General features: G+C 67.1%; 23 protein-coding genes and 1 pseudogene. 9 read left to right on the top strand and 15 right to left on the bottom strand.

Annotated elements, in window-relative coordinates; translation table 11 throughout:
* Positions 1-25: 25 nt before the first annotated feature.
* The 6 genes from ACWPN3_RS08840 to ACWPN3_RS08815 form a co-directional block, all read right to left on the bottom strand.
* Complete coding sequence (locus tag ACWPN3_RS08840; RefSeq protein ID WP_109095631.1) at positions 26-1,423, bottom strand: amidase; 1,398 nt, start codon at positions 1,421-1,423, stop codon at positions 26-28.
* A 306-nt stretch (positions 1,424-1,729) separates the two neighbouring features.
* On the bottom strand, positions 1,730-2,290 hold the full coding sequence (locus ACWPN3_RS08835) for a hypothetical protein (RefSeq protein ID WP_492261261.1): 561 nt from the start codon (positions 2,288-2,290) through the stop codon (positions 1,730-1,732).
* Between the two features lie 88 nt (positions 2,291-2,378).
* Positions 2,379-3,323, bottom strand: coding sequence for an SDR family NAD(P)-dependent oxidoreductase (locus ACWPN3_RS08830; RefSeq protein ID WP_492243015.1), 945 nt, complete (start codon positions 3,321-3,323; stop codon positions 2,379-2,381).
* A 499-nt stretch (positions 3,324-3,822) separates the two neighbouring features.
* Positions 3,823-5,010, bottom strand: coding sequence for a phosphoserine transaminase (locus ACWPN3_RS08825; RefSeq protein WP_492261260.1), 1,188 nt, complete (start codon positions 5,008-5,010; stop codon positions 3,823-3,825).
* 154 nt (positions 5,011-5,164) lie between these two features.
* Positions 5,165-5,632 carry a hypothetical protein gene (locus tag ACWPN3_RS08820; RefSeq protein WP_247872736.1) on the bottom strand — a complete coding sequence of 156 codons (468 nt, stop codon included), beginning with the start codon at positions 5,630-5,632 and terminating at the stop codon, positions 5,165-5,167.
* Between the two features lie 122 nt (positions 5,633-5,754).
* On the bottom strand, positions 5,755-6,120 hold the full coding sequence (locus ACWPN3_RS08815; protein WP_492243013.1) for a hypothetical protein: 366 nt from the start codon (positions 6,118-6,120) through the stop codon (positions 5,755-5,757).
* A gap of 186 nt (positions 6,121-6,306) precedes the next feature.
* On the opposite strand from ACWPN3_RS08815, the gene ACWPN3_RS08810 reads away from it, so the two are divergent.
* Positions 6,307-6,534 (top strand): hypothetical protein, encoded by a 228-nt coding sequence (locus ACWPN3_RS08810; RefSeq protein ID WP_109448707.1) that lies wholly within the window; start codon positions 6,307-6,309, stop codon positions 6,532-6,534.
* Here ACWPN3_RS08810 and ACWPN3_RS08805 read toward each other — a convergent pair.
* Positions 6,525-7,292: a glycosyltransferase family 2 protein gene (locus ACWPN3_RS08805; RefSeq protein ID WP_492243012.1), complete on the bottom strand. Its 768-nt coding sequence runs from the start codon at positions 7,290-7,292 to the stop codon at positions 6,525-6,527. The genes ACWPN3_RS08810 and ACWPN3_RS08805 overlap by 10 nt on opposite strands.
* A 108-nt stretch (positions 7,293-7,400) precedes the next feature.
* Between ACWPN3_RS08805 and ACWPN3_RS08800 the strand changes: the two genes are divergently transcribed.
* Positions 7,401-7,808, top strand: a complete 408-nt coding sequence (locus tag ACWPN3_RS08800; protein WP_109448703.1) for a DUF423 domain-containing protein — start codon at positions 7,401-7,403, stop codon at positions 7,806-7,808.
* A gap of 70 nt (positions 7,809-7,878) precedes the next feature.
* Here ACWPN3_RS08800 and ACWPN3_RS08795 read toward each other — a convergent pair whose 3' ends face one another.
* Positions 7,879-8,268 carry an ArsR/SmtB family transcription factor gene (locus ACWPN3_RS08795; protein WP_109448701.1) on the bottom strand — a complete coding sequence of 130 codons (390 nt, stop codon included), beginning with the start codon at positions 8,266-8,268 and terminating at the stop codon, positions 7,879-7,881.
* A gap of 336 nt (positions 8,269-8,604) precedes the next feature.
* Between ACWPN3_RS08795 and ACWPN3_RS08790 the strand changes: the two genes are divergently transcribed.
* From ACWPN3_RS08790 to ACWPN3_RS08760, 7 genes are all read left to right on the top strand, one after another.
* On the top strand, positions 8,605-8,832 hold the full coding sequence (locus ACWPN3_RS08790; protein WP_109448699.1) for a sulfurtransferase TusA family protein: 228 nt from the start codon (positions 8,605-8,607) through the stop codon (positions 8,830-8,832).
* 205 nt (positions 8,833-9,037) lie between these two features.
* Complete coding sequence (locus tag ACWPN3_RS08785; protein WP_085086121.1) at positions 9,038-9,967, top strand: histone deacetylase family protein; 930 nt, start codon at positions 9,038-9,040, stop codon at positions 9,965-9,967.
* A 174-nt stretch (positions 9,968-10,141) separates the two neighbouring features.
* Positions 10,142-10,420 (top strand): exodeoxyribonuclease VII small subunit, encoded by a 279-nt coding sequence (locus ACWPN3_RS08780; protein WP_109448697.1) that lies wholly within the window; start codon positions 10,142-10,144, stop codon positions 10,418-10,420.
* 37 nt (positions 10,421-10,457) lie between these two features.
* Positions 10,458-11,324 carry a polyprenyl synthetase family protein gene (locus ACWPN3_RS08775; RefSeq protein ID WP_109452966.1) on the top strand — a complete coding sequence of 289 codons (867 nt, stop codon included), beginning with the start codon at positions 10,458-10,460 and terminating at the stop codon, positions 11,322-11,324.
* Positions 11,325-11,349: 25 nt separating this feature from the next.
* Positions 11,350-13,263: a 1-deoxy-D-xylulose-5-phosphate synthase gene (dxs, locus tag ACWPN3_RS08770; RefSeq protein ID WP_109448695.1), complete on the top strand. Its 1,914-nt coding sequence runs from the start codon at positions 11,350-11,352 to the stop codon at positions 13,261-13,263.
* Between the two features lie 173 nt (positions 13,264-13,436).
* Positions 13,437-14,480 carry a sensor histidine kinase gene (locus ACWPN3_RS08765; RefSeq protein ID WP_492261259.1) on the top strand — a complete coding sequence of 348 codons (1,044 nt, stop codon included), beginning with the start codon at positions 13,437-13,439 and terminating at the stop codon, positions 14,478-14,480.
* A 106-nt stretch (positions 14,481-14,586) separates the two neighbouring features.
* Complete coding sequence (locus ACWPN3_RS08760; protein ID WP_492243010.1) at positions 14,587-15,330, top strand: TlyA family RNA methyltransferase; 744 nt, start codon at positions 14,587-14,589, stop codon at positions 15,328-15,330.
* 47 nt (positions 15,331-15,377) lie between these two features.
* On the opposite strand, the gene ACWPN3_RS08755 is transcribed toward ACWPN3_RS08760, so the two are convergent.
* The 7 genes and pseudogenes from ACWPN3_RS08755 to ACWPN3_RS08725 form a co-directional block, all read right to left on the bottom strand.
* On the bottom strand, positions 15,378-16,619 hold the full coding sequence (locus ACWPN3_RS08755; RefSeq protein ID WP_492243009.1) for an extracellular catalytic domain type 1 short-chain-length polyhydroxyalkanoate depolymerase: 1,242 nt from the start codon (positions 16,617-16,619) through the stop codon (positions 15,378-15,380).
* A 56-nt stretch (positions 16,620-16,675) separates the two neighbouring features.
* On the bottom strand, positions 16,676-16,825 hold the full coding sequence (locus tag ACWPN3_RS08750; RefSeq protein WP_492261417.1) for a hypothetical protein: 150 nt from the start codon (positions 16,823-16,825) through the stop codon (positions 16,676-16,678).
* 97 nt (positions 16,826-16,922) lie between these two features.
* Positions 16,923-17,096 (bottom strand): annotated as a pseudogene (locus tag ACWPN3_RS08745) (CopG family transcriptional regulator); the annotation flags it as partial.
* 187 nt (positions 17,097-17,283) lie between these two features.
* Entirely contained in the window at positions 17,284-19,146 is a 1,863-nt protein-coding gene (locus ACWPN3_RS08740; RefSeq protein WP_492243007.1) for a right-handed parallel beta-helix repeat-containing protein, read from the bottom strand.
* A 344-nt stretch (positions 19,147-19,490) separates the two neighbouring features.
* A complete protein-coding gene (locus tag ACWPN3_RS08735; protein WP_492243006.1) occupies positions 19,491-20,258 on the bottom strand; it encodes an amino acid ABC transporter ATP-binding protein in 768 nt (255 codons plus the stop codon).
* Positions 20,255-20,935 (bottom strand): amino acid ABC transporter permease, encoded by a 681-nt coding sequence (locus tag ACWPN3_RS08730; protein WP_492243005.1) that lies wholly within the window; start codon positions 20,933-20,935, stop codon positions 20,255-20,257. Before ACWPN3_RS08730 ends, ACWPN3_RS08735 begins: the two co-directional genes overlap by 4 nt.
* Positions 20,936-21,042: 107 nt before the next feature.
* Positions 21,043-21,816 (bottom strand): amino acid ABC transporter substrate-binding protein, encoded by a 774-nt coding sequence (locus ACWPN3_RS08725; RefSeq protein WP_423320013.1) that lies wholly within the window; start codon positions 21,814-21,816, stop codon positions 21,043-21,045.
* Positions 21,817-21,937 lie beyond the last annotated feature (121 nt).

The following is a 21,937-nucleotide window of genomic DNA, read 5'->3' as shown; positions in this document are numbered from 1 at the left end:
GCGGCGTCTTGTCACCCGATTCCCGTCAACCGGCCCAGCCGGTGGGCCAGCGGTGCCAGCGGTGAACGAAGCCCGCCTCGCGCTCCAGCATCAGGCCCAGGCGGATCAGGCGCCGTTCCTCACCCGGCCGGGCGATCAGCTGGATGCCGAAGGGCAGCCCGTCTCCGGCAACCGGCAGGGTCAGCACGGGAAAACCGATCAGCGTGACGATGGCCGTGACACCGAGATAGTCCAGGATCGACCCCACCGGCTGCCCGTCGATGACGGTCACCTCGCCTTCCTCGTTCGGCCAGGGCAGCACGCCGCAGGCCGGGGCCGCCAGCACGTCGATCTCCTCGAACAGCGCGACGAAGCGGCGGTACAGTGCCGTGCGGGCGGCCTGCGCTTCCAGATAGGCATCGGCGGTGATGCCCGCCCCAGCCTCGATGTTCCAGCGGATGGTGTCGGTCAGCGCCTCGCCATGCTTGGCCAGCATCGGACCGAAGGCATGGCGGGTCTGGGCGGCACGCAGCGTCCGGAAGGTCGCCATGGCGTCGCCGCAGTCGGGATGGCAGTGCGTCACCGGACCGGCGACCCGCTCCAGCCGGTCGATCGCCTCGGCGAAGCGCTCGCGCACAGCCTGGGAAACGGTGGCGGCACCGAAATCGACGGTGGCACCCAGACGCGTTTCCGACCCTTTATCGCGGCCGCCGAACAGGGAGGTCGGGTCGCGGAGATCGCTGCCGGCCATCGCCGACAGCAGCAGCGCGCAGTCGGCCGTGTCGCGGGCCAGAACGCCATGGGTCGCCAGCGTGTCCCAGCCCAACGCCCGCCCCGGTGCCGGGATCAGTCCCGGCGTCGGCCGGATGGAGGCGATGCCGCAGAAACTCGCCGGAATCCGCACCGATCCGCCATAGTCGGTGCCATGCGCCAACGGCGCCATGCCGACCGCGACCGCCGCCGCCGATCCGCCGCTCGACCCGCCGGAGGTCAGGTTCGGGTCGGCCGGGTTGCGGGTCGGACCGTAGAGGCTATTTCCGCAGATGGCGCCGAAACCGAACTCCGGCGTGTTGGTCTTGCCGATGACGATGCCGCCGGCCGCCTCGATCCGGGCGACCGCGATGTCGCTATGGGCTGGCACATGGTCGGCATAAAGCGCGGAGCCGTAGGTGGTGCGGATGCCGGCGGTGTCGGTCAGGTCCTTCACTGCGACCGGCATACCATGCAGTGGTCCGACGGGCGACGGCAGGGCGTCCAGCAGGTCGGCGCGGGCGAGGGCATCGTCGGCGGCGACAGTCAGGAAGGCGGACAGCGCCGGCTCGGCCGCGGCGATGCGGTCCAGATGCGCCTCGACCGCCTCGCGGGCCGACAGCCCGCGCCGGGCCAGCCGCGCGGCGAGGGCGACGGCGCCTTCCCGCCACAGCGGGGTGTCTTCTCCGGTCATGCGTCTTCCCGTTTCCCGCCTTCCAACTTTTGGGCCGACGGTAGCGCGAAACCGGTGGTTTGCCCAACGAAGCGTCGGACAGGGCAGGGCTGCGTCAGCGCTGCTGCCCGGCCGAGGCGCGGCAGTCGTTCAGGATGTTGCCGACAGTCACCCGTTCCCGCTCATCCATGGTCAGGCTCCAGCGTGCCTTCACCAGGACCCAGTCGGCGACATAGAGGCAGATGCCGTCGCGCTTGGGCGGCAGCCACTCCTCCGGCCCCTTGGAGCCCTTGGCGCGGTTGGCCTCGCGGCTGGAAACCAGCAGGGTCAGCGGATCGCTGGTGTCGTTGGCGTAAGCGGCGCGCTTCTCCGGCTCCAGTCATAGCCGCCGCTGGCATAGGCCTCCTCCAGCGGCACGCGGTGGTCGATGTCGACCATCTGCGGGTCGGTGTAGCGCTCGCCGGTGTAGGGATCGAGCCAGTCGCCGGACTTCACGCCGCAGCCCTTGGCGTCGAGCGTCGCCGGGCGGCGGGAATCGCGGATCAGCACCTTCTCGCGGGCATTCAGGCAGCCGCCGTCGAGCGCCAGCCAGTGCGGCCATTCCTCGCGCTGATAGCCCTTGCGCTTTTCGGGTTCCACCCGGATGCCGTCGAGCTGGCGGGCGACCTCGGCATAGTCGATCCGGTCGGCGGGGCGGGCGACGACCGACGGCGGAGGTTCGGCGGGCTCCTGCTTGCGCGGCTGGCGCGGGCGGTGGGTTTCCTCGCCCAGCAGACGGTCCAGGGTGCCGGGCGGGATGATGTGGAGCCGCTCGGCCACCGCGACGACGGCGAGGATCGCGAGGACGATCAGCAGCGCCCGGATGGGAAGGGATCGGCGGCGGGCCATGGTGCGCTCATCCTGATGGCGGCGTCCTCTCCCGGGGCGGGAGATGGAGTTTAATCCGCCCCCTCATACCCCGGTATCGGATCCAACCTCAAGGCATGCGGCCGGTCAGGGTGGCGCTCAGTCCCTGGAGCAGGCCGACCTGGCACACGGTGTCGAAGGTGGAGCGCAGCAGCGACGGGTCGCCGATCGACACGCGGATGTCGCCGGCCCGCGGTTCGGTGTGGCTGCGGCGAACCTTGCTGCCGCACAGTTCCTGCAACACTTCCAGCAGCATAACCAGCGAGGTCGCGCGTCCGGTGCAGAGGTTGTAGACCTGCGCGCCGGCAAAGCGCCGCTCCATCGCCAGCGCGAGGATGCGCACCACGTCGCCGACGAACACGAAGTCGCGGACCTGCTGGCCATCGCCATGGATCTCCACATCCTCGCCGCGGGCGACCCGGCGGGCGAAGATGGAGATCACGCCGGAATAGGGCGACATCGGATCCTGGCGCGGGCCGTAGACGTTGAAGAAGCGGAAGCCGACCGTCGGCACCCCCTGGATCGTCCAGGCGACACGGGCGTGCATCTCGCATCCCAGCTTGTCGACGCCATAGGCGGACAGCGGGCGCGGCAGCTCGTCTTCATTCAGCGGGGTGTTGCTGTTGTCGCCGTAAATGGCGGCAGAGGAGGCGTAGACCACCGGGATCGGACCGCCGCGCTTGGCGTCACGCGCCGCCTCGAACACGGTGACGGTGCCCAGCAGGTTGGTGCGGTGGGTTTCCGCCCACAGCTCCCGCGATTTCTGGACCGACGCCACGGCGGCAAGATGGAAGACGCCGTCAACCCCCTCGCCGGCATCGCCGGCCATTGCCTCGCGCACCGCGTCGGGATCGGCCACGTCGCCCACCACCAGCTTCGCGGCGCTTGGCTTGTTCTCCAGCCTGCCGCTCGACAGGTTGTCGAGGATCGTCACCCGATGCCCGTCGGCCAGCAGCCGGTCGGCCAGATGCGAGCCGATGAAACCGCAGCCGCCGGTGATGAGGTAATGCGCCATGGTCGGTCCAAGCCCTTCCTTCGTTGCACCGGCTTTGCCGCGTTGCAGCAGGGTCGCCGGAAATCCCCTTCGAGAAGTCGGGAGACAACCGGCAGCTTGCCAGACCATCTTCGGGATAGGGTGACCCCCCAACAGGGGAAGCGGCGTGCTCCGTCCGGCGACGGCGAGGGCGAATCGGCAGCGCTTCCTCCATGACAGTTTCCGGACAGGCGGGACCGATGGTTCAACAGGGTTATCCACCACCTTGTCCACGGTTCTGTGGATAACCATGGTCAAGCTTGTGAGGTTCGAACGCGAGTCACGCCGGTCACACTGGTGCAGAAATGCTGCTGTGTACGAACGGTTGCTTGGCCGGATCCTTTGCTGCAAAGCACAACGCCAGCCCACACGAAAAGCCCCGCTGTGGCGGTTGTGCCACGGCAGGGCCGTTCGATGGCTGCGGAAGATGCTGTGGACGACAGTCCGGCTTGCGCTTGGCCCGACTATGCCCGTTCCGGCGTCAGCCTTGCTTGGGACCGATCGTCTCGGCCTTCACGGTGGCGAAAGCCCAGTCGAGCCAGGGCAGGACCGCCTCCATATCCTCGTTCTCCACGGTGGCGCCGCCCCACAGCCGCAGGCCGGGGGGCGCATCGCGGTAGGAGCCGGCGTCGAAGGCGGCCTCCTCCTTCTCCAGCAGGGCGGACAGCTTCTTGGCGAAAGCGGCCTGGGCCTCCTCCGACAGGGCGGTCACCTCCGGATCGGTGAAGCGCAGGCAGATCGAGGTGCAGGAGCGGTTGGCCGGAATCCTCGCCAGGAAGCCGGCCCAGCTGCTGGCCTCCTCCCATTCGGAGACGATCCGCAAATTCTGCTCCGACCGGAGAACCAATTGGGTCAGGCCGCCCAGCGACAGGGCCCAGCGCAGGCCGTCAATGGCATCCTCGACGCAGAGCATCGACGGGGTGTTGATGGTGTCGCCTTCAAAGATGCCTTCGATCAGCTTGCCGTTCTTGGTCATGCGGAAGATCTTCGGCAGCGGCCGGTCGGGCTGATAGCTCTCCAGCCGTTCCACCGCGCGCGGGCTCAGCACCAGCATGCCGTGCGCGGCTTCGCCGCCCAGCACCTTCTGCCAGGACCAGGTGGCGACGTCGATCTTGTGCCAGGGCAGTGCCATCGCGAAGGCGGCCGAGGTGGCGTCGCAGATGGTCAGCCCCTCACGGTCGTCGGCGATCCAGTCGCCGTCGGCCACCCGGACGCCGGCGGTGGTGCCGTTCCAGGTGAAGACGACGTCACGGCTGAAATCGACCGTCGACGAATCCGGCAACTCGCCATACGGCGCGATCAGGTTGCGGACGTCCGGCAGCTTCAGCTGCTTGGCGACGTCGGTCACCCATTCCTTGCCGAAGCTTTCCCAGGCCAGCATGTCGACGCCGCGGGCGCCCAGCATCGACCACAGCGCCATCTCCACCGCTCCGGTGTCGGAAGCCGGGACGATGCCGATGCGGTAGTCGCCGGGAATGCCCAGCACCGCGCGGGTGAGGTCGATGACCTCCTTCAGCTTGGCCTTGCCCGGCTTGGAGCGGTGGGAGCGGCCGAGCAGCGCGCCGTCGAGCGCGTCGAGCGACCAGCCCGGACGCTTCGCGCAGGGACCCGAGGAGAAGAGCGGAGTGTTGGGCCGGCGGCTCGGCCGGCTGGCGCTGCTGGAAGTCATGGGGCGAACTTTCTGGGGCGAACTTCCTGTCCCGGAACGGGAATGTGCGGAGGTCCGGACCTTAAAAGCTGCGCCTGTCGTCGTCAATCGAGGGTGTGGCGAAGGATACGGGACCCAGCATGGCCTCGGCCGCAGGTCCCGCACCGGTCGCCGTCTACTTGCTGCGGCCGATCTTGCCGTTGCGGTAGGTCCAGGCGGCGTCAGCTCCACCACCCGGCTGGGGCATGGAAACCGTCAGAGTGTCGTTGTCGATGGTGACCTGGGCGGCGTCGCTGCAGGAGCCGAAGGGATAGGAGACCGTCGGCTGCGGGCCGCCGACCTCCAGGATGCGGAAGCGGGTCGGGCAGTCCTTGGCGCCGGTGTCGGACTGGAACAGGGCGATCCAGCGGTCCTTCATCGAATAGGCACCGACGAAGGACAGCAGGTCGCTTTCCTTGTCGTCGAACACCGGCTTGTCGTTCACCGCCACCTGGGTGTGCTTCGGCCCGATGTCGGTCATCGTCAGCACGGTGTTGCCCAGCGCCGCCATCAGGCGCGGCTCGGCCGCGCTGGCGGAGGTCGCGATCCCGCAGGCGATCGAAAGGCTGCCCACCACCGCGGCGCACACACTAAGAACCCGCAAATGCCGTCTCCCTGGCTGCTGCGCCCCGGCGGGGCGGCTTTACCGAACGGCGCGCACCTTAATGCGGTGGGCGCTCCGCCGGAAGCCGTCCTTTTCGGTGCCGGTGTGCGGTCAGCGGCGGATTAGCGGATGTTGACGCTGAGACCGAAGCCCGGAACCACCGGCTGCGGCGCATAGACGACGGGCGGCGGGGCATAGATCACCCGCGGCGGCGGGGGCGGTGCGTAAACCACGGGCGGCGGCGCATAGATCACCGGGGGCGGGGCGTAATAACCGCCGCGCTCCCGCCAGTGGCGGTGATGCGGGCGGTCCCACCCGCCACGCCAGTCCGGCGGTCCGCCGCGCCATTCGCGGCCACGATCGCCCCGCCAGCCGTCACGCCAGCCATCATGGGCGGCGGCCGTGCCGACGAAAGCACCCAGCATCGATCCGGCGACCAGAGCGCCCAGAACCACGGCTTTCAATCCAGTACCAATGCGGCCAGTCATTCCGGCGTCCTCCTGGTGTCGGGGGTATCTTGTCCCCTCATGAGCCGATGAACGTCGCCCCTCCCGCTTTCATTCCACCCGGTCGCAAAAGATTTCGTCATATCGCTTTGGTTATGAGGGGCGGGCGCGCGAATGTCACCGTGGCCCCTCTTTTCCGCTCCGGGCATTTATGGTAAATGATCGGGCATGGTAGAGACCCGACGCACCGGCGACCGTTCGAACGAGCCGATCCGCCCCGACTCCGGTGGCGGGCGCGTTCCCGCATCCGGTGCGCGCGCCCGTGCGGAGGGCGTTGTCCAGCAGGGGCGTCAGCGGGTTCCGACCTTGCGCGAACTCGCTGCCCTGGTGGTCAACGGCGTGCTGACCCTGCCGCGCAACTACCGCCGCGGCATGTTCCTCGACGTTCAGGTGTAGGCGGCCGCCTCCGGGCCGAACAGCCGCTCGACCAGCAGCGGCGGCAGCTCGTATTGCGGCAGGCACAGGCTGGTGCTGCGGGCATGTAGCGTGTGCAGGCACAGCCCCTCCGCATCCGGAAAGGCGCCGACGCGGAAGCGCTGGCGGGCGGCCTTCACGAAAGGCGCATCCTCGCAGGCGTTCACCGCCGGAAAGCGCGCCGTCTCCCAGACCGGCCGGCGGTAGGCGTAGGAGAAGCCATACCCGTCGAGGTTGTCGGGCGAGGCAGGTGCATCCGGCGCTTCGACATGGTCGCAAGTCTGCCGGCCCCAGCGATGGTGCGATCCGCCGCGCGCCGTATCCCAATAGCCGAAGCGCCGGTGCGGCACGCTGTAGAGGAACCAGCCCGACAGCTTGACGAGATCGTACCCCTGTTCCAGCCAGCCCAGCATGCGCTCCACATAGACCGGAGCGTAGAAATCGTCGTCGTCCATGTGGACGATCACCGATCCCCTGGCATGCTCGGCCAGGATGTTGCGCTTCTCGCCGATGGCGTAGCGGCTGGGAGAGTAGAAATATTTGAGCCGCGGATTCGCCAGCGGCTTCAGATAGGCCGAGGGACGCGGGCTGTCGTCGAACACCAGCCACTCGATCTCGCCATGGGTCTGCGCCTGGATGCAGGCGTGCAGGCGGGGCAGAAACTCCTCCCGCTGCCAAGTGGGCGTGACGATGCTGACCAGGGGCGCGCTGACCAGGGAAGCGGATGCAGGAGAGGACATTGTGCTTCCTTGCTCGGGCGCAGGGCCTGCGTGTAGACAGGCGACAGGATAGCACCGCCTCCCGGCCCTGCACATGGGCCGGGGGCATGGGAACGGGAAGGACGCCCCTTGGGACTGATCGACCGCATCTGGATCGTCTTCGCCGCGCTGAATGGCGCCGTGGCGGTCGGCACCGGCGCCTATGCCAGCCACGCGCTGGCCGCCCAATCGCAGGCCCAGGAATGGTTCCGCATCGCCGGGCAGTACCAGCTGGCCCATGCGCTGGCGCTCGTCCTGTTGGTGGCGCTCGGTGGGCGGATGGGGAGCGGACGGATGGAGGGCGGCGGGACGGGAGGTCTGGCTCTGCGGATCGCCGGCTGGCTGTTCGTCGCCGGGATCCTGCTGTTCTGCGGCACGCTCTATGCGCTGGCGACGGTCGGCCCGCTGCCGGTGCCGATGACAGCGCCGGCCGGTGGATGGTGCCTCATGCTGGGCTGGGTGGCGCTGGCGACCGCGGCGCTGCGGTCGCGCGGCTGAGGCCCGCAGCTTACAGTCGAGAGCGCTCGATGGGGCGCTCGATCGGCGGCGCCCGTTCGGTCTCGGGCGGTCAGCCGGCTGCGGCGGCGCGCAGGTCGGAACGGCCGGTGGTCTGGTCGAGGTCGCGCTCCTCGTCGTCCGACGTTTCGGCGACATCCTCGGCGGCCTGCGTGCAGTAAAGGCCGTGCAGCGTGGTCATGATGGTCTGCGCCTCATGCCCGTTCAGCGAGTAGTAGATGTTCTGGGCGCTGCGCCGCGTGCGGACCAGATTGTCGTTGCGAAGCCGGGCCAGATGCTGGGACAGCGCCGACTGGCTGAGGCCGACCAGATCCTCCAGTTCGCCCACCGACCGCTCGCCCTGGCTCAAATGGCACAGGATGAGCAGGCGCCGCTCGTTGCACATCGCCTTCAACAGCGCACTCGCCCGGCGGGCGTTGGCCTGCAAATCCTCGATCTTCATCGCTTTACCGTCGCCCTGTCCGTTCCAATTCGTTTTGCGCCCGAGCCGTCGTTGCGCGGCTTGGCAAAGAAAAATGCTCGTATCCTAGTATATTCGTACCTCACGGGATTTGTCCACCTGTGGGAATCCAGCATGCGGAACATGCCGCTGCTTGGTGCCACCGTAGGCTTGAGCGTCGCGATCCTCACTGTGCTCCAGCTTTTTCTCGCATCGCGAAGCAAAGGCGATGGGGCTGTATCAGCCACCGGTTGTGATCGATAATCAACCGCATTGGGCTTTGCAGCCCTCCCACCATGCATCGTGACAGCAGATGGCTGGTCGGGTAGCATTTTTCCCATGACCGACCATCCGTTGAATACCAAGGGCTTGCAATGCCCGCTCCCCGTCCTGCGTGCCCGCAAGGCGATCAAGGCCATCGCCATCGGCGACACCCTGACGGTGGAGGCGACCGATCCCGGTGCCCGCAAGGATTTTCCCGCCTTTTGCGAGGCGACAGGCAACCGCCTGCTGTCGGTCGTGGAGGAGGACGGCATCCTGCGTTTCGTCATCGAGCGCGCGGCCTGACCCGAACGGCCGGCCGCGGCGCCGCTGGCATCGCATCCGTTCGTACCCCAATCTTGCCGTGTCACGGATTGCCTCCGCTCCCGAAAGTGGGCTGTGACAAATCGTCCTGGATTCAGCCTGTACTTTCATTAGCGATGCGGGAAGAATGGTTTTCGGAAACGCCGCCTTTACCGCCCGAAAACCAACGATAACGACCGAAAAATCGATGTTCACCACCCTGTTCACCCACCCGGCGTGCCTGGAGCACGACACGGGTCTCGGTCATCCCGAATGCTCCGACCGCCTGCGCGCCGTGCTCGCCGCACTGGAGACGGAGGAGTTCCACATGCTGGAACGGCAGGAGGCGCCGCGCGCCACGGTTGAACAGCTTCTGCGGGCGCATCCGCAGTCGCACATCGACCGCGTGCTGTCCCTGATCCCCGATGTGGAGCATGCGGGCGTCGATGCCGACACGGTCGTCTCGCCCGGATCGGGGGAGGCGGCGCTGCGCGCGGCCGGCGCCGTCTGCGCCGCGGTCGATGCGGTGGCGACCGGCCAGTCGCGCAACGCCTTCTGCGCCGTCCGCCCGCCCGGCCACCATGCGGAGCGGGAGAAGGCGATGGGATTCTGCCTGTTCAACAACGCCGCCGTCGGCGCCTTCCATGCCCGCGCCGTCCATGGGTTGCAGCGCGTGGCGGTGATGGACTTCGACGTCCATCACGGCAACGGCACGCAGGACATCCTGCAGTTCGATCCCGACATGCTCTATTGCTCGACCCACCAGTCGCCGCTCTATCCCGGCACCGGCGATGCCGGCGAGAAGGGCGAGTACGGCAACTGCGTCAACGCGCCGCTGCCTGCCATGGCGGGATCGCCCGAGTTCCGCCACGCGATGACGCACGTCATCCTGCCGGCCATCGACCATTTCAAGCCCGACCTGCTGATCATTTCGGCCGGGTTCGACGCCCATTCGCGCGATCCGCTGGCCGGCCTGCACCTGATCGACGACGATTTCGTCTGGGCCACGCGCAAGCTGGGCGAACTGGCCCGCACCCATTGCGGCGCACGCATCGTCTCGGTGCTGGAGGGGGGCTACAACCTTCGCGCCCTGGCCTCGGCGAGTGCGGCCCATGTGCGGGAACTGATGTACTGCTGACCGGAGCGTTCCCCATGGGACGGCAGGCTTTGTCTCCCGAAAGGGGTAGCTCTGCCCGAACGCATAGGCTGCCCAGCGGCCGAACATAGTCCGCAAGGGCCGGGGTACGGGAGTGCCTCGGGCCTTGCGCCCGACGAGGGCGGGGCATACCTTCGCGGGCTTGAGGTTCCATCGATGGTTCTGCCCGACATGCCCCCTTCCGCCGCTTCTGTTCCCATTCCGCCCGACATCGCCGCCCTCAGTTTCGAGGATGCGCTCGCCGAACTGGAGCGGATCGTTCGCCAGCTTGAGGAAGGTCGCGGCAAGCTGGACGATGCCATCTCCTCCTACGAGCGGGGCACGGCGCTGAAGCGTCATTGCGAGATGAAACTGCGCGAGGCGCAGGCCAAGATCGACCGCATCACCGTAAGCGCCGACGGCTCCATCGGCACCGAACCCGCCCGGATCGACTGACGTGCAGACCATTCCCCAATCCGATTTGAAGTCCGCCATGGCGGAGATCGCCCAGGCCGTCGAGATGAAGATCGGCGCCCTGCTGCCGACCACCGATCTGGCTGAGGCGCGTGTGTTCGACGCCATGCGCTATGGCTGCCTGAATGGCGGCAAGCGGCTGCGCCCCTTCCTGGTGATGCAGTCCTCCGCCCTGTTCGGGGTGAACCCGGACTGCGCCATCCGCGCCGCGGCGGCGGTGGAGATGGTCCACAGCTATTCGCTGGTCCACGACGACCTGCCGGCGATGGACGATGGCGAGTTGCGGCGCGGCCGGCCGACCTGCCACCGCCAGTTCGACGAGGCGACCGCCATCCTGGCCGGCGACGGGCTGCTGACGCTCGCCTTCGAGGTGTTGGCCGATCCGGCGACGCACGAAGACCCCAACATCCGCTGCCAGCTGGTGACGGCGCTGGCCAAGGCGGCCGGCGGCCACGGCATGGTCGGCGGCCAGATGCTGGACCTGATCGCGGAGCATGAGACGTTCGACCTGGGGACCACCACCCGGCTGCAACGCATGAAGACCGGCGAGATGATCGCCTTCTCCTGCGAGGCCGGCGGCATCCTGGGCAAGGCGAACCCGCCGCAGCGCACCGCCCTGCGTGCCTATGCCCACGATCTCGGCCTCGCCTTCCAGATCGTCGACGATCTGCTCGATGTGGAAGGCACGGCGGAGGAGACCGGCAAGACCGTCGGCCGCGACGCCCAGGCGGGCAAGGCGACCTTCGTGTCGATCCTCGGCCGCGACCGCGCCCGTGCCCAGGCGGAAATGCTTGCCAATCAGGCTTCGCAGCACTTGGACATTTTCGATGGGCGTGCCGATATGTTGAAGGCCGTCGCCGACTTCGTCGTCGCGCGCCGCGCCTGACCAGAGCTTTGAGGACCATCACGACGTGACCGCCACCAAGACCCCGCTGCTCGACCTTTGTCCGACGCCAGCCAAGCTGCGGGCTCTCAAGCCCGAGCAGCTCCGCCAGTTCGCAGACGAGTTGCGCACCGAGACGGTGGACGCCGTTTCGGTGACCGGCGGGCATCTCGGCGCCGGGCTGGGGGTGGTCGAGCTGACGGCGGCGCTGCATTACGTGTTCGACACGCCCTACGACCGGCTCATCTGGGACGTCGGGCACCAGTGTTATCCGCACAAGATCCTGACCGGTCGGCGCGACCGCATCCGCACGCTCCGCATGGGCGGGGGCCTCAGCGGCTTCACCAAGCGGTCGGAGAGCGAATACGATCCGTTCGGCGCCGGTCACAGCTCCACCTCCATCTCCGCCGGCCTCGGCATGGCGGTCGCCAGCAAGATCAAGGGCGAGCGACGCAACGTCATCGCCGTCATCGGCGACGGCTCGATGAGCGCCGGCATGGCGTACGAGGCGATGAACAACGCCGCCTCGACCAAGTCGCGTCTGATCGTCATCCTCAACGACAACGACATGTCCATCGCCCCGCCAGTCGGTGCGATGAGCGCCTATCTGTCGCGGCTGATCTCGTCCAAGCCCTACCTGTCCCTGCGCCATCTGGCGAAGGAGATCGCCGACCAGTTGCCGCGCCCGCTGCGCAACGCCGCCCGCCGGGCGGAGGAATATGCCCGCGGCATGGTCACCGGCGGCACCCTGTTCGAGGAACTGGGCTTCTACTACATCGGTCCCATCGACGGGCACAATCTGGACCATCTGCTGCCGGTGCTTCAGAACGTCCGCGATGCCGACGACGACAAGCCGGTGCTGATCCATGTCGTCACCAAGAAGGGCAAGGGATACGGCCCGGCGGAGGAGTCAGCCGACAAGCTGCACGCCGTCGCCAAGTTCGACGTGGTGACCGGCGCCCAGTCCAAGCCGAAGTCGAACGCCCCGACCTACACCCGCGTCTTCGCCCAGAGCCTGATCGCCGAGGCAGCCGTCGATCCGAGCATCGTCGGCATCACCGCCGCCATGCCGTCGGGCACCGGGCTGGACCTGTTCGGGGAGCGCTTCCCCGACCGCTGCTTCGACGTCGGCATTGCCGAACAGCATGCAGTGACCTTCGCCGCCGGCATGGCGACGGAGGGGTTCAAGCCCTTCTGCGCCATCTATTCCACCTTCCTCCAGCGCGCTTACGATCAGGTCATCCATGACGTCGTGCTGCAGCATCTCCCGGTGCGCTTCGCGCTGGACCGCGCCGGTCTGGTGGGCGCCGACGGGGCGACCCATGCCGGGTCGTTCGACACCGCCTATCTCGGCTGCCTGCCCGACATCGTCCTGATGGCGGCGGCGGACGAGCTGGAGTTGATGCACATGGTGGCGACCCAGGCCGCCATCGACGACCGCGCCTCGGCCCTGCGCTATCCGCGCGGCGAGGGTGTGGGGCTGGAACTGCCTGACCGCGGCAGCATCCTGCCAATCGGCAAGGGCCGCATTCTTCAGGAAGGCACCAAGATCGCCATCCTCAGCTACGGCACCCGGTTGGGCGAAGCCCGGCGCGCGGCGGCGGAGCTGGCGGCGCGCGGCCTGTCGACGACGCTGGCCGATGCCCGCTTCGCCAAGCCGCTGGACGAGGATATGGTCCGCCGCCTTGCCCTGGGGCATGAGGTTCTGATCACCATCGAGGAGGGGTCGGTCGGTGGATTCGGCAGCTTCGTGCTGCAATTCCTGGCCACGAGCGGGTTGCTCGACGGCGGGCTGAAAATCCGGCCGATGGTTCTACCCGATGTCTATCTCGACCACGACTCGCCGGCCAAGCAGTATGAGACCGCCGGCCTGAGCGCCCAGCACATTGTCCATACGGCGCTGCAGGCGTTGGGAATCGAGAGCGCTGCCGCCCGCGCGTGACCTTCAATGGTGTTACGCCTTCCGAACGTCGTAATGCCATTTGTCTAGCAAGGTTTCGGGTTGTTGGGCTGGTGCGGAGCGCAAGCCACGCCTTACACTATCCAGGCTGAAATGGTAGCCCGCCGACACCGGAGGGACGAGCCAACGGCAGGATGGCTACGGGGTCAGGGGCGATGGCGCATATCATGGCGGTCACGGCATTCCGTAACGCGGAGTTCGGCGCCGATCCGGGAGCGGAACGGGTGGTCGGCACCGACGTTGCGGCCGGTGGTGCCGGCATCGACGATCCTGCGATGCTACGCTGTCTGCTGGATCAGACGCCGACGCCCACCGCTTTGGTGGAAGGAGATGGCGATCGCTGCGCCTTTGCCAATGCCGCGTTCCGGGCGCTGGGCGTTGTTGCTGGGACCAGCCTGACCGAGCGCTTCCCGGCCCTGGCCGCCTCCATGCTCGCCGAGGCGCGGCGGACCGCACAGCCCCAGCGCCACCGCGCCGCCGGCGACCGCTCGACCGAGGGGGAACGCTTCTGGGATGTCCGCGTCACCCCGATGCTGGGCGTCAACGGCGTCGTCCGCGGCCTGATCGTCACAGCGGAGGAAACGCCGGAGTTGGTGGCCGAGCATGACCGACGCCTGCGCGACGTCAGCCACCGCCTGAAGAACACCTTGCAGCTGGTCTCCAGCCTGCTGACCCTTCAGACCTTGTCCAGCAAGGATCCGGAGGTGCGGCGGGCCTTGCAGAGCGCCGGTGGCCGCGTCGGCATCGTCACCCAAGCCCATCAGCGCACCCATGGCTCCCTGCGCGCCGCCACCATCGACATGGCGGCCCATCTGCGCGAGCTGTGCCAGGAGCTTGAGGCGACGCTGCCCGGTACCCACCGCGTTCAGGTCACTGCCGACGCCACCGAAATGCCGGCCGAGGCGGTCATTCCCTTCAGCCTGATCGTCAGCGAGCTTGTCAGCAACGCGGCGCGCCATGCCTTTCCCGCCGGCACGCCCGGAGCCATCGACGTGCGGCTTGGCCGCGGCGACGGGGGCAGCATCCGGCTGGAGGTGGTCGACCGCGGCGCCGGCCTGCCGCCCGGCCTCGACCTGTCCCGTGCGACCACGCTGGGGTTGAAGGTGGTTCGTGCCTTTGTCGGCCAGCTGCGCGGCAAACTGACGGCGGACAGCAGCCCCTACGGCACGCGCGTGGTGGTGGAGTTCCCGCCCGCCTGACCTTCGCCTGATTGGGTGTCCGACGTGCCTTCCGGGAGGCGGGGCTTGCCCTTCCGGCCGTTCCGCGTCAGGAATGCGCCATTGCGGGATTGCGAAGGGCGGCGGCATGGCACGGGTGAGGGTTGATGTGGCGCTGGTGGAGCGCGGGCTGGCGGAAAGCCGTGCCAAGGCGCAGGCGCTGATCCTGGCCGGGCTGGTCTATTCCGATACCAGGCGCATCGACAAGGCTGGCGACCAGATCGCGGCGGAGGCCCCGCTGGCGGTGAAGGGACAGGACCATCCCTGGGTGTCGCGCGGTGGGCTGAAGCTGGTCAAAGGGCTGGATGTCTTCGCCATCGACCCCACCGGCCTGACCGCGGTCGATGTCGGCGCCTCCACCGGCGGCTTCACCGATGTGCTGCTGACCCGCGGAGCCACAAAGGTTTATGCCGTCGATGTCGGCCACGGCCAGTTGGCCTGGAAGCTGCGCACCGACCCGCGCGTGGCGGTTCTGGAAAAGACCAATGCCCGCCACCTGACCGCCGCCGAAATCCCCGACCCCATCGACCTCGTGGTGTGCGACGCCAGCTTCATCGGGCTGGAGATCGTGCTGCCGGCCGCGCTCGATCTGGTGGTGCCGGGCGGGCGGCTGGTTGCCCTGATCAAGCCGCAGTTCGAGGTCGGCAAAGGCCGCGTCGGCAAGGGCGGCGTCGTGCGCGAACCCGAACTGCACCAGGAGGTTTGCGACCGTATCCGTGGCTGGCTGGATGCGCTGCCCGGCTGGCGGGTGCTGGACATCACCGAAAGCCCGATCACCGGGCCGGAAGGAAACAAGGAGTTCCTGATCGGCGCGGTGAAGGACCGGGGCTGACCCCGGTCTCTGCATCGCGTTGGTGGCTGTATCGGTTGCGACGCTGCTCAGCGCGGGGGCGTCTCTAGCCGATGCTCCAGGAAAAAGCGCAGCATTTCCGCCGACGCGTCCGGACCGCTCGGGTCGGTATAGGAGCCGGATGGGCTGCCGCCGGCCCAGGCGTGCCCGGCGCCATGGATCGTCCAGTGCTCGCACTGGGTCCGGCCATCGGGGGCACGGAGGATGTTGCGGCTGAAGACGTGGCCGCCCGGTGCTTGGCCCTGCCGCGCCTCCGATTGCAGAGGAGTTCCACCGGTCGTCTGCGCGACAACGCCGTCGCCGTTGCTGGGATGGACGACATGGTCGCGGTCGCCGTGAAAGACGATGGTGGGCACCCTGCGGTCACCCCGCATCGCCACCCGCGGGCTTCGGCTGCCGCCCTGGTGCATCGCGGCGAGGGCGGACGGCAGATCCTGCGCGGCACCGGCCGGCAGGCCGGAATGCACGCCGACTGCGGCGTAGAGGTCCGGATAGGCCACCGCCATGGTCGCTGCCGCTGCACCGCCGGCCGATAGTCCGGCGATGTAGACCCGTTCCGGATCGACCCGATGGTCTCGCATGATCTGTCGCGTGATGCCGGCAAGCAGCGACGGTTCGCCCTGGTCGCGCCGCTGGTCTTCAGGCTTGAACCAGTTCCAGCAGCGCTGTGCGTTGGCCGAAGCCGGCTGCTCGGGATAGGCGACGAGGATGCCATGCCGCTCGGCAAAGGCGTTCATTCGGGTCCCGGCGGAGAAATCGTCGGGCGATTGGGTGCAACCGTGCAGCATCACCACCAGCGGGCGCGGTCCGTCGCCTGCCGCGGCCGGCACATAGAGCTTGTAGGCCCGTGTCCCGGCCGGTCCGCTGTAGGAAAGCGTTGCGAAGGATGCCCCGTCCGGCAGTGGGTCGGGTGCCGGACGCGGGGCGCCGCCATGAAGACCGTTCGGGGTGAAGCGGGCGGCGAGGCCGCGCAGGGTCTCGCCCAGTCCGGTGCGCGGCTTGGCTCCGGACCTTTGCCTCGCACTGCCGTTGGCGGGCGGCGGGCCGGCGTCCTTTGCCGATGGCGTCGGGTCGAGCCTTACGAACTCCCCCTCCAGGGTGGCCCCGGCGGCGGTTGTGTCCGGTGCAGACACCGGTGCCGTCTCGCCCTTGCCTTCCCCCCGCAGCAGGCGCTGGAGGAGGGTCGTCGCCTCGTCGAGCTTGCCGGCCCGGGTCAGGCGGGCGGCTTCGGCCATGCCGGGAAGCATGCCGGATGGATTGGTGTGGCGCATGTCCATACTTTCCTGGTTCGCAGCGGGCACAGGCGGTGGCCCGAGCCGAAAGACTTTCAGCGGATGCGGTCGGCGAGGGCCGCCTTGACCGCGGTGGGCGCATGCAGCGCGCCCAGCACGCTCAGCGAGGAGATGGTGGAGCGGGCCAGTTCGGGGGTCACGTCCTGGGCGATGGTGGCGAGTCCGAGGACACGGATTTCCAGCATCTGTCCCGCCGCCTGAGCCGCTTCGAGATTCCGCTCGGGTGAAGTGGCGCAGGCCGAGATCGACGCTTTTGCGTGCCACCGTCTGTCGGACGACATCGGCGTGCCGGTCGACCTGATTGCGGATGGCGGTGCGGATGAAGTCGGTGCGGTTGGAATAAAAGCCTTCTTCGACCAGCAGGTCGATGTGGCCGAGGTCGATATAGCCGAGATTGATCGTGATCTTCTCGCTGTCGCCGGTCCTCGGTTTCACGCTCTGTTCAATTTCGCCCATCGCTACGCCATCCATTCACCATCCGTGTGGATGGTAGATAGATGGAGAGCGCGACGCATTCAAGGGTGTCCCCAATCAATTCGGCGGACTGCTGCCCGGTGTCGGCCACAAAGTCGGCAAGAAAAAAGCGCGGCCCCGAAGGACCGCGCTTGATCGGATCGTTATGCTCGGAAGCGACCGGCTGCGATCAGCCTAGCAACCCGATGTCGTGGGTCGGGATATGGTCGAAGCCCAGCCCATACACCGCGGAGTCCGATGCCAGGCTGAAATCGTGCGCACCCGGATTGACGAAGCTCGGGTCCAGCTGCACCGAACCGTTGTCGTAGCCGGCGGCCTTCCATTCCGCCAGATCGCCCTTGCCGCCGCCCGACATCACCTGCGGCCAGACGTCGAACATGTCCTTGGAAGTGTCGAGGTTGCTGTAGAAGTTGTTGTGGATGTTGCCGACATCGGCCGGGCCGTAGATGTGGACGGCGGTGCCGTCACGGACATCGACGACGTTGCCGGAGATGTCGTTGCCGCTCATCTGGTGGCCCTGCCAGCCGCTCCAGGCGACCGGCTGCTGAAGGCCGATCTGGGCGCCGCTGTTGTCGGCGATCACATTCTCGGTGACCTTGTTGTCCCAGCCGCCATGCAGGAACACGCCGCCGATGTTGCCGTGGACGATGTTGCCCTTCACCGTGGCGCCGCTGGTCCAGTCGTCCAGATAGATGCCCCAACTGGCGACATCGCCCGACGGGTTGGTCGCGGTGGTGCCTGTCACCTCGTTGTTGATGACGGTGTGGTCGGTCAAATCCTGCTGGCGGTTGATCAGGTAGATGCCGCCGCCGTCGTTGGACTCCAGATTGGCGTCGACCACCTTGTTGTTGGCGATGGTGACCCGGTGGGTGGCATCGCTGCCGTCCGTCTGGACCGAACCGACGGCGATGGCCTTCTCCGGCGAATCCTCGACCAGATTGTGAGTGACCTGCACGTCCGAGCTGCCGTTGATCCAGATGCCGGCATCGCCGCGGTCGGCGGCGTTCGGGTGGGTGATGTGGTTGTCGGAGACGACCGTTGAGTTGGAGCCGGCCTTGACGAAGATGGCCTCAGCACCGGTGCTGTCGAACTGGTTGCCGACGACCTTGCTGTCGGCGCTGTTCTGCACCGTGATGCCGTAGCCGCCGCCCTTGACCGCATTGTTGGCGAAGGTCAGGCCGGACGCGTTGTCGGCGAAGACATAGTGGCCGCCCACGACGCCATCGGCGAAGGTCAGGCCTTCGATGGTGACGTTCTTGGCGCCGCCGAGGCCGAAGGAAACCGTGGCGTTGGAGCCGCCGTGGATCACCGCCTTCTCGCTGCCGTAGCTGGTGAAGGTCACGCCGGAATCCTGGCCGTCCAGCCACATCCCGTTCTGGTGATAGTCGCCGCCGCGGATGTAGGTGGTGTCGATATTGGGGTCGGCGCGCATCGCGGCCTGCGCCTTCTGCAGCGAGGCGAACGGGCCGTCGGTGCCGTCGGCATTCGGGGCGGCCAGCTTGCCCGACCAGCTGTCCTTGCCGTTGGTGGCGACATAGAATCCCGGATCGGTCGGCTTCGGCACGGTCGGCGCCGGGGTGGACGGCGTCGGGTCGGTCGACGGCACTTCGCTGACCGGCGGAATGGTGGGAGGCGTCACGCTGGAGGTGGGGAAATAGCTCTTGTCGGCATCGACGACCAGCGTGCCGTTCCACCACATGCCGGCCTGACCGTCGGCGACGTCGCGGCCGTCCAGGGCACCCTTGTCATAGGTGACATGGTCGTCGGTCGGCAGGACCGACTTGCCGTTGATCGTGATCTCGTTGACGATCAGGTTGCGGTCGGTCCCGTGAAAGATGCCATCATTGTCGTACTGGACCTGCACCTTGTGACCCTGGCCCTCGACGATGTCCGTCTTGAAGACGAAATCCTTGGCCGTGGCATCCGTGGTGCCCTCACCGATCTTCTTGCCGTCGACCAGCAGGTTGAAATGCGCGTCGAGGGTGCCCTTCGCGCTCACCGTGATGGTCGAGTTCCCGGAGGTCGTGGCCATTGGTCCGTATCCTTAGCGGTTTTGATGCGGCGCCAAGATGGTCAAGACAGCTGGGGCAATAGTGAGGCATTTTCACAGATTCGGCGAATAAGTGGTAAAATCCGTTATAATCCTGCGACCAGATATAAAGTATCTTTGGTTATAGTACGTATAAGGCCAGACGTTTTCAGTATGGGTCACCACTGTAGACCAGCTGATGCTATCACTCTCCTGAGTGGTCATGAACACTCAGCTGCGGATTTGGTCCGAACATCTTCTGAACTGTCATCGTGGAAGGCGGTGTAGGGGCATTCCACTGTCGAATTACGCCTGCACCGCCATCCCGAGATGCCCGAAGGCAAAGCTCAAACGCCCTCGCCCTGCTGTCCCTGCTGGGTCAGGGTGGCAATGAAGCGCTGGGTGCGTTCGCGGGTCGGATGGGTGAACAGCGTCTGCGACGGTCCGGATTCTACCACCTGCCCGGCGTCGAGGAACACCACCTCGTGTGCGATGCGCGAGGCGAGGCGCAGGTCATGGGTCGCCATCACCATGGTGGTGCCCTCGGCCGCCAAGGTGCCGAGCACCTCCACCACCTCGCCCGACAGCTCGGGGTCGAGGGCCGAGGTCGGCTCGTCGCACAGCAGGACGCGTGGCGACGGGGCAAGGGCGCGGGCGATGGCGACGCGTTGCTGCTGCCCACCCGACAGGGTCGCCGGCCAGGCATCGGCCTTGTGGTCCATGCCGACCTTGCGCAGCAGTGCCATGGCGCGGTCGCGCGCCTTCTCCGCCGGCCATTTCTGCACGGTCACCAGACCTTCCATCACATTCTCGACCGCGGTGCGGTGCGGGAAAAGCTGGAAGTTCTGGAACACCATGCCGGTCTGCCGGCGCAGCCGCTGGATGTCCTTCCATCCAGGCTTGCCGCCGGGCTGGAAGGACAGCTCCTCCTCGCCGATGCGCACGCTGCCGGAGGTCGGGATTTCCAGCAGGTTGATGCAGCGCAAAAGCGTGCTTTTGCCACCGCCGGACGGACCGATCAGGGCGGTGACGCGACCTTCGGCCACGGTGACCGACACGCCCTTCAGCACAGTGAGGTCGCCGAAGCGCTTTTCGATGTTCGACAGCCGGATCACGACTTGGCCTCCAGAAAACCGCCATACTGGTTGAGCCGCTTTTCCAGCCGGACCTGCAACGCCGACAGCACGGAGCTGAGCGCGAGATAGATCAGCGCCGCCTCCACATAGAGGATCAGAGGTTCGTAGCTGGTGGCGACGATGCGCTGGGCGGCCTGGAACAGCTCCGGCACGGTGATGGCAGCGGCGAGCGAGGTGTCCTTCACCAGCGAGATGAAGCTGTTGGACAGCGGCGGCACGGCGACGCGGGCGGCCTGCGGCAGGATGGTACGGCGCATCGCCTGCGACCAGCTCATGCCGATGGAATAGGCGGCCTCCCACTGGCCCTTCGGCACCGATCCGATGACGGCGCGGATGATCTCGGAGGTGTAGGCGCCGACATTTAGTGTGAAGCCGATCAGCGCCGCCGGAAAGGCGTCCAGCACGATGCCGGCGCTGGGCAGGCCGTAGAAGATCAGGAACAACTGCACCAGCAGCGGCGTGCCGCGGATGATCCAGACATAGAAGCGGACGATGGCGGCCAGCGGAGCCGGCCCGAACAGCCGGACCACCGCCGCCGCCAGCCCGACGACCAAGCCGAACGCGAAGGAGGCCAGCGTCAGCGGAACGGTGAAGACCAGCGCCGCCCACAGCAGCGACGGAAGCGAGTCCGCCATCAGGGTAAGCCAGTGCAGCACGGGGAAGGTGCCTCTCGTGAAGATGGAACGACAATGCCCCCGGCCCGGATGGGGCTGGGGGCATTGTGGCGGGCGTTGACGTGAGACGGGAAACTAGTCTGAAAACGTCACTTGGAAACGTCGGCGCCGAAATACTTCTGCGAAATCGTCGCATAGGTGCCGTCGGCCTTCATGGCGGTCAACGCCTCGTTGATGGCGGAGACCAGCTTGGCCTCGCCCTTGCGGACGATGATGCCGGACTGGTCGGCATTGTCCTGGGTCGCGGCGATCTTCACGTTGGCGTCGGGCTTGTGCTTCTTGAAATCCAGGAAGGACAGGCTGTCGTTGACCGTCGCATCGGCCCGGCCGTTCAGGACCAGCTGGATCGACTGGTCGAAACCGTCGGTGCCGACCAGCTGCGCACCGGACGCCTCGGCCAGCTTGCCGAAGTTGCTTGTCAGCGACTGGGCCGACTTCTTGCCCTTCAGGTCTGCGAAGCCTTTGATCGCGCTGTTGTCGCCCTTCACGATCAGCACGGCGCGGCTGGTGATGTAGGGGTCGGAGAAATCGTACTTGGCCTTGCGTGCTTCGGTGATGCCGACCTGATTGATGACGGCGTCGTAGCGGCGGGCGTCCAGGCCGGCGATCAGCCCATCCCACTTGCCTTCGAGGAACTCGGCCTTCACGCCGATGCGCTTGGCGATCTCGCGCCCGATCTCCACATCGAAGCCGACGAGCGCGCCCGAGGCGTCATGGTAGGTGAAGGGGGCGTAGGTCCCCTCCGTGCCGATCTTCAGCACGCCATCGGCCTTGATGCGGTCCAGGTCGGCCTGAGCGTGGGCGGCAGAGACGGCGGCGACCTGCATAAGGCCGGCGACGAGAAGCGATTTCAGCCATTTCATCGGTTGATGCCCGGTGTTTCTTGAATGGGTTGGGTTGGTTCGCCGCCTTCGGCACGTTGCGGCCGACGCTTGTTCCGGCGTTGGACGGCTCGGGTCACGCTACATGAATGAATATTCCCTA

The sequence above is a fragment of the Azospirillum sp. UENF 111221 genome, from assembly GCF_058780625.1.
Note: the sequence above shows the minus strand (reverse complement) of the source record. Positions and strands in the feature narration are given on the sequence as shown.

Bases quoted from the DNA above. Each gene is read 5' to 3' on its own strand.
- ACWPN3_RS08840 (WP_109095631.1), bottom strand. From the start codon at position 1,423: ATGACCGGAGAAGACACCCCGCTGTGGCGGGAAGGCGCCGTCGCCCTC.
- ACWPN3_RS08835 (WP_492261261.1), bottom strand. From the start codon at position 2,290: ATGGCCCGCCGCCGATCCCTTCCCATCCGGGCGCTGCTGATCGTCCTC.
- ACWPN3_RS08830 (WP_492243015.1), bottom strand. From the start codon at position 3,323: ATGGCGCATTACCTCATCACCGGCGGCTGCGGTTTCATCGGCTCGCAT.
- ACWPN3_RS08825 (WP_492261260.1), bottom strand. From the start codon at position 5,010: ATGACTTCCAGCAGCGCCAGCCGGCCGAGCCGCCGGCCCAACACTCCG.
- ACWPN3_RS08815 (WP_492243013.1), bottom strand. From the start codon at position 6,120: ATGACTGGCCGCATTGGTACTGGATTGAAAGCCGTGGTTCTGGGCGCT.
- ACWPN3_RS08810 (WP_109448707.1), top strand. From the start codon at position 6,307: ATGGTAGAGACCCGACGCACCGGCGACCGTTCGAACGAGCCGATCCGC.
- ACWPN3_RS08805 (WP_492243012.1), bottom strand. From the start codon at position 7,292: ATGTCCTCTCCTGCATCCGCTTCCCTGGTCAGCGCGCCCCTGGTCAGC.
- ACWPN3_RS08795 (WP_109448701.1), bottom strand. From the start codon at position 8,268: ATGAAGATCGAGGATTTGCAGGCCAACGCCCGCCGGGCGAGTGCGCTG.
- ACWPN3_RS08790 (WP_109448699.1), top strand. From the start codon at position 8,605: ATGACCGACCATCCGTTGAATACCAAGGGCTTGCAATGCCCGCTCCCC.
- ACWPN3_RS08785 (WP_085086121.1), top strand. From the start codon at position 9,038: ATGTTCACCACCCTGTTCACCCACCCGGCGTGCCTGGAGCACGACACG.
- ACWPN3_RS08780 (WP_109448697.1), top strand. From the start codon at position 10,142: ATGGTTCTGCCCGACATGCCCCCTTCCGCCGCTTCTGTTCCCATTCCG.
- ACWPN3_RS08775 (WP_109452966.1), top strand. From the start codon at position 10,458: ATGGCGGAGATCGCCCAGGCCGTCGAGATGAAGATCGGCGCCCTGCTG.
- ACWPN3_RS08765 (WP_492261259.1), top strand. From the start codon at position 13,437: ATGGCGCATATCATGGCGGTCACGGCATTCCGTAACGCGGAGTTCGGC.
- ACWPN3_RS08760 (WP_492243010.1), top strand. From the start codon at position 14,587: ATGGCACGGGTGAGGGTTGATGTGGCGCTGGTGGAGCGCGGGCTGGCG.
- ACWPN3_RS08755 (WP_492243009.1), bottom strand. From the start codon at position 16,619: ATGCGCCACACCAATCCATCCGGCATGCTTCCCGGCATGGCCGAAGCC.
- ACWPN3_RS08750 (WP_492261417.1), bottom strand. From the start codon at position 16,825: ATGCTGGAAATCCGTGTCCTCGGACTCGCCACCATCGCCCAGGACGTG.
- ACWPN3_RS08740 (WP_492243007.1), bottom strand. From the start codon at position 19,146: ATGGCCACGACCTCCGGGAACTCGACCATCACGGTGAGCGCGAAGGGC.
- ACWPN3_RS08725 (WP_423320013.1), bottom strand. From the start codon at position 21,816: ATGAAATGGCTGAAATCGCTTCTCGTCGCCGGCCTTATGCAGGTCGCC.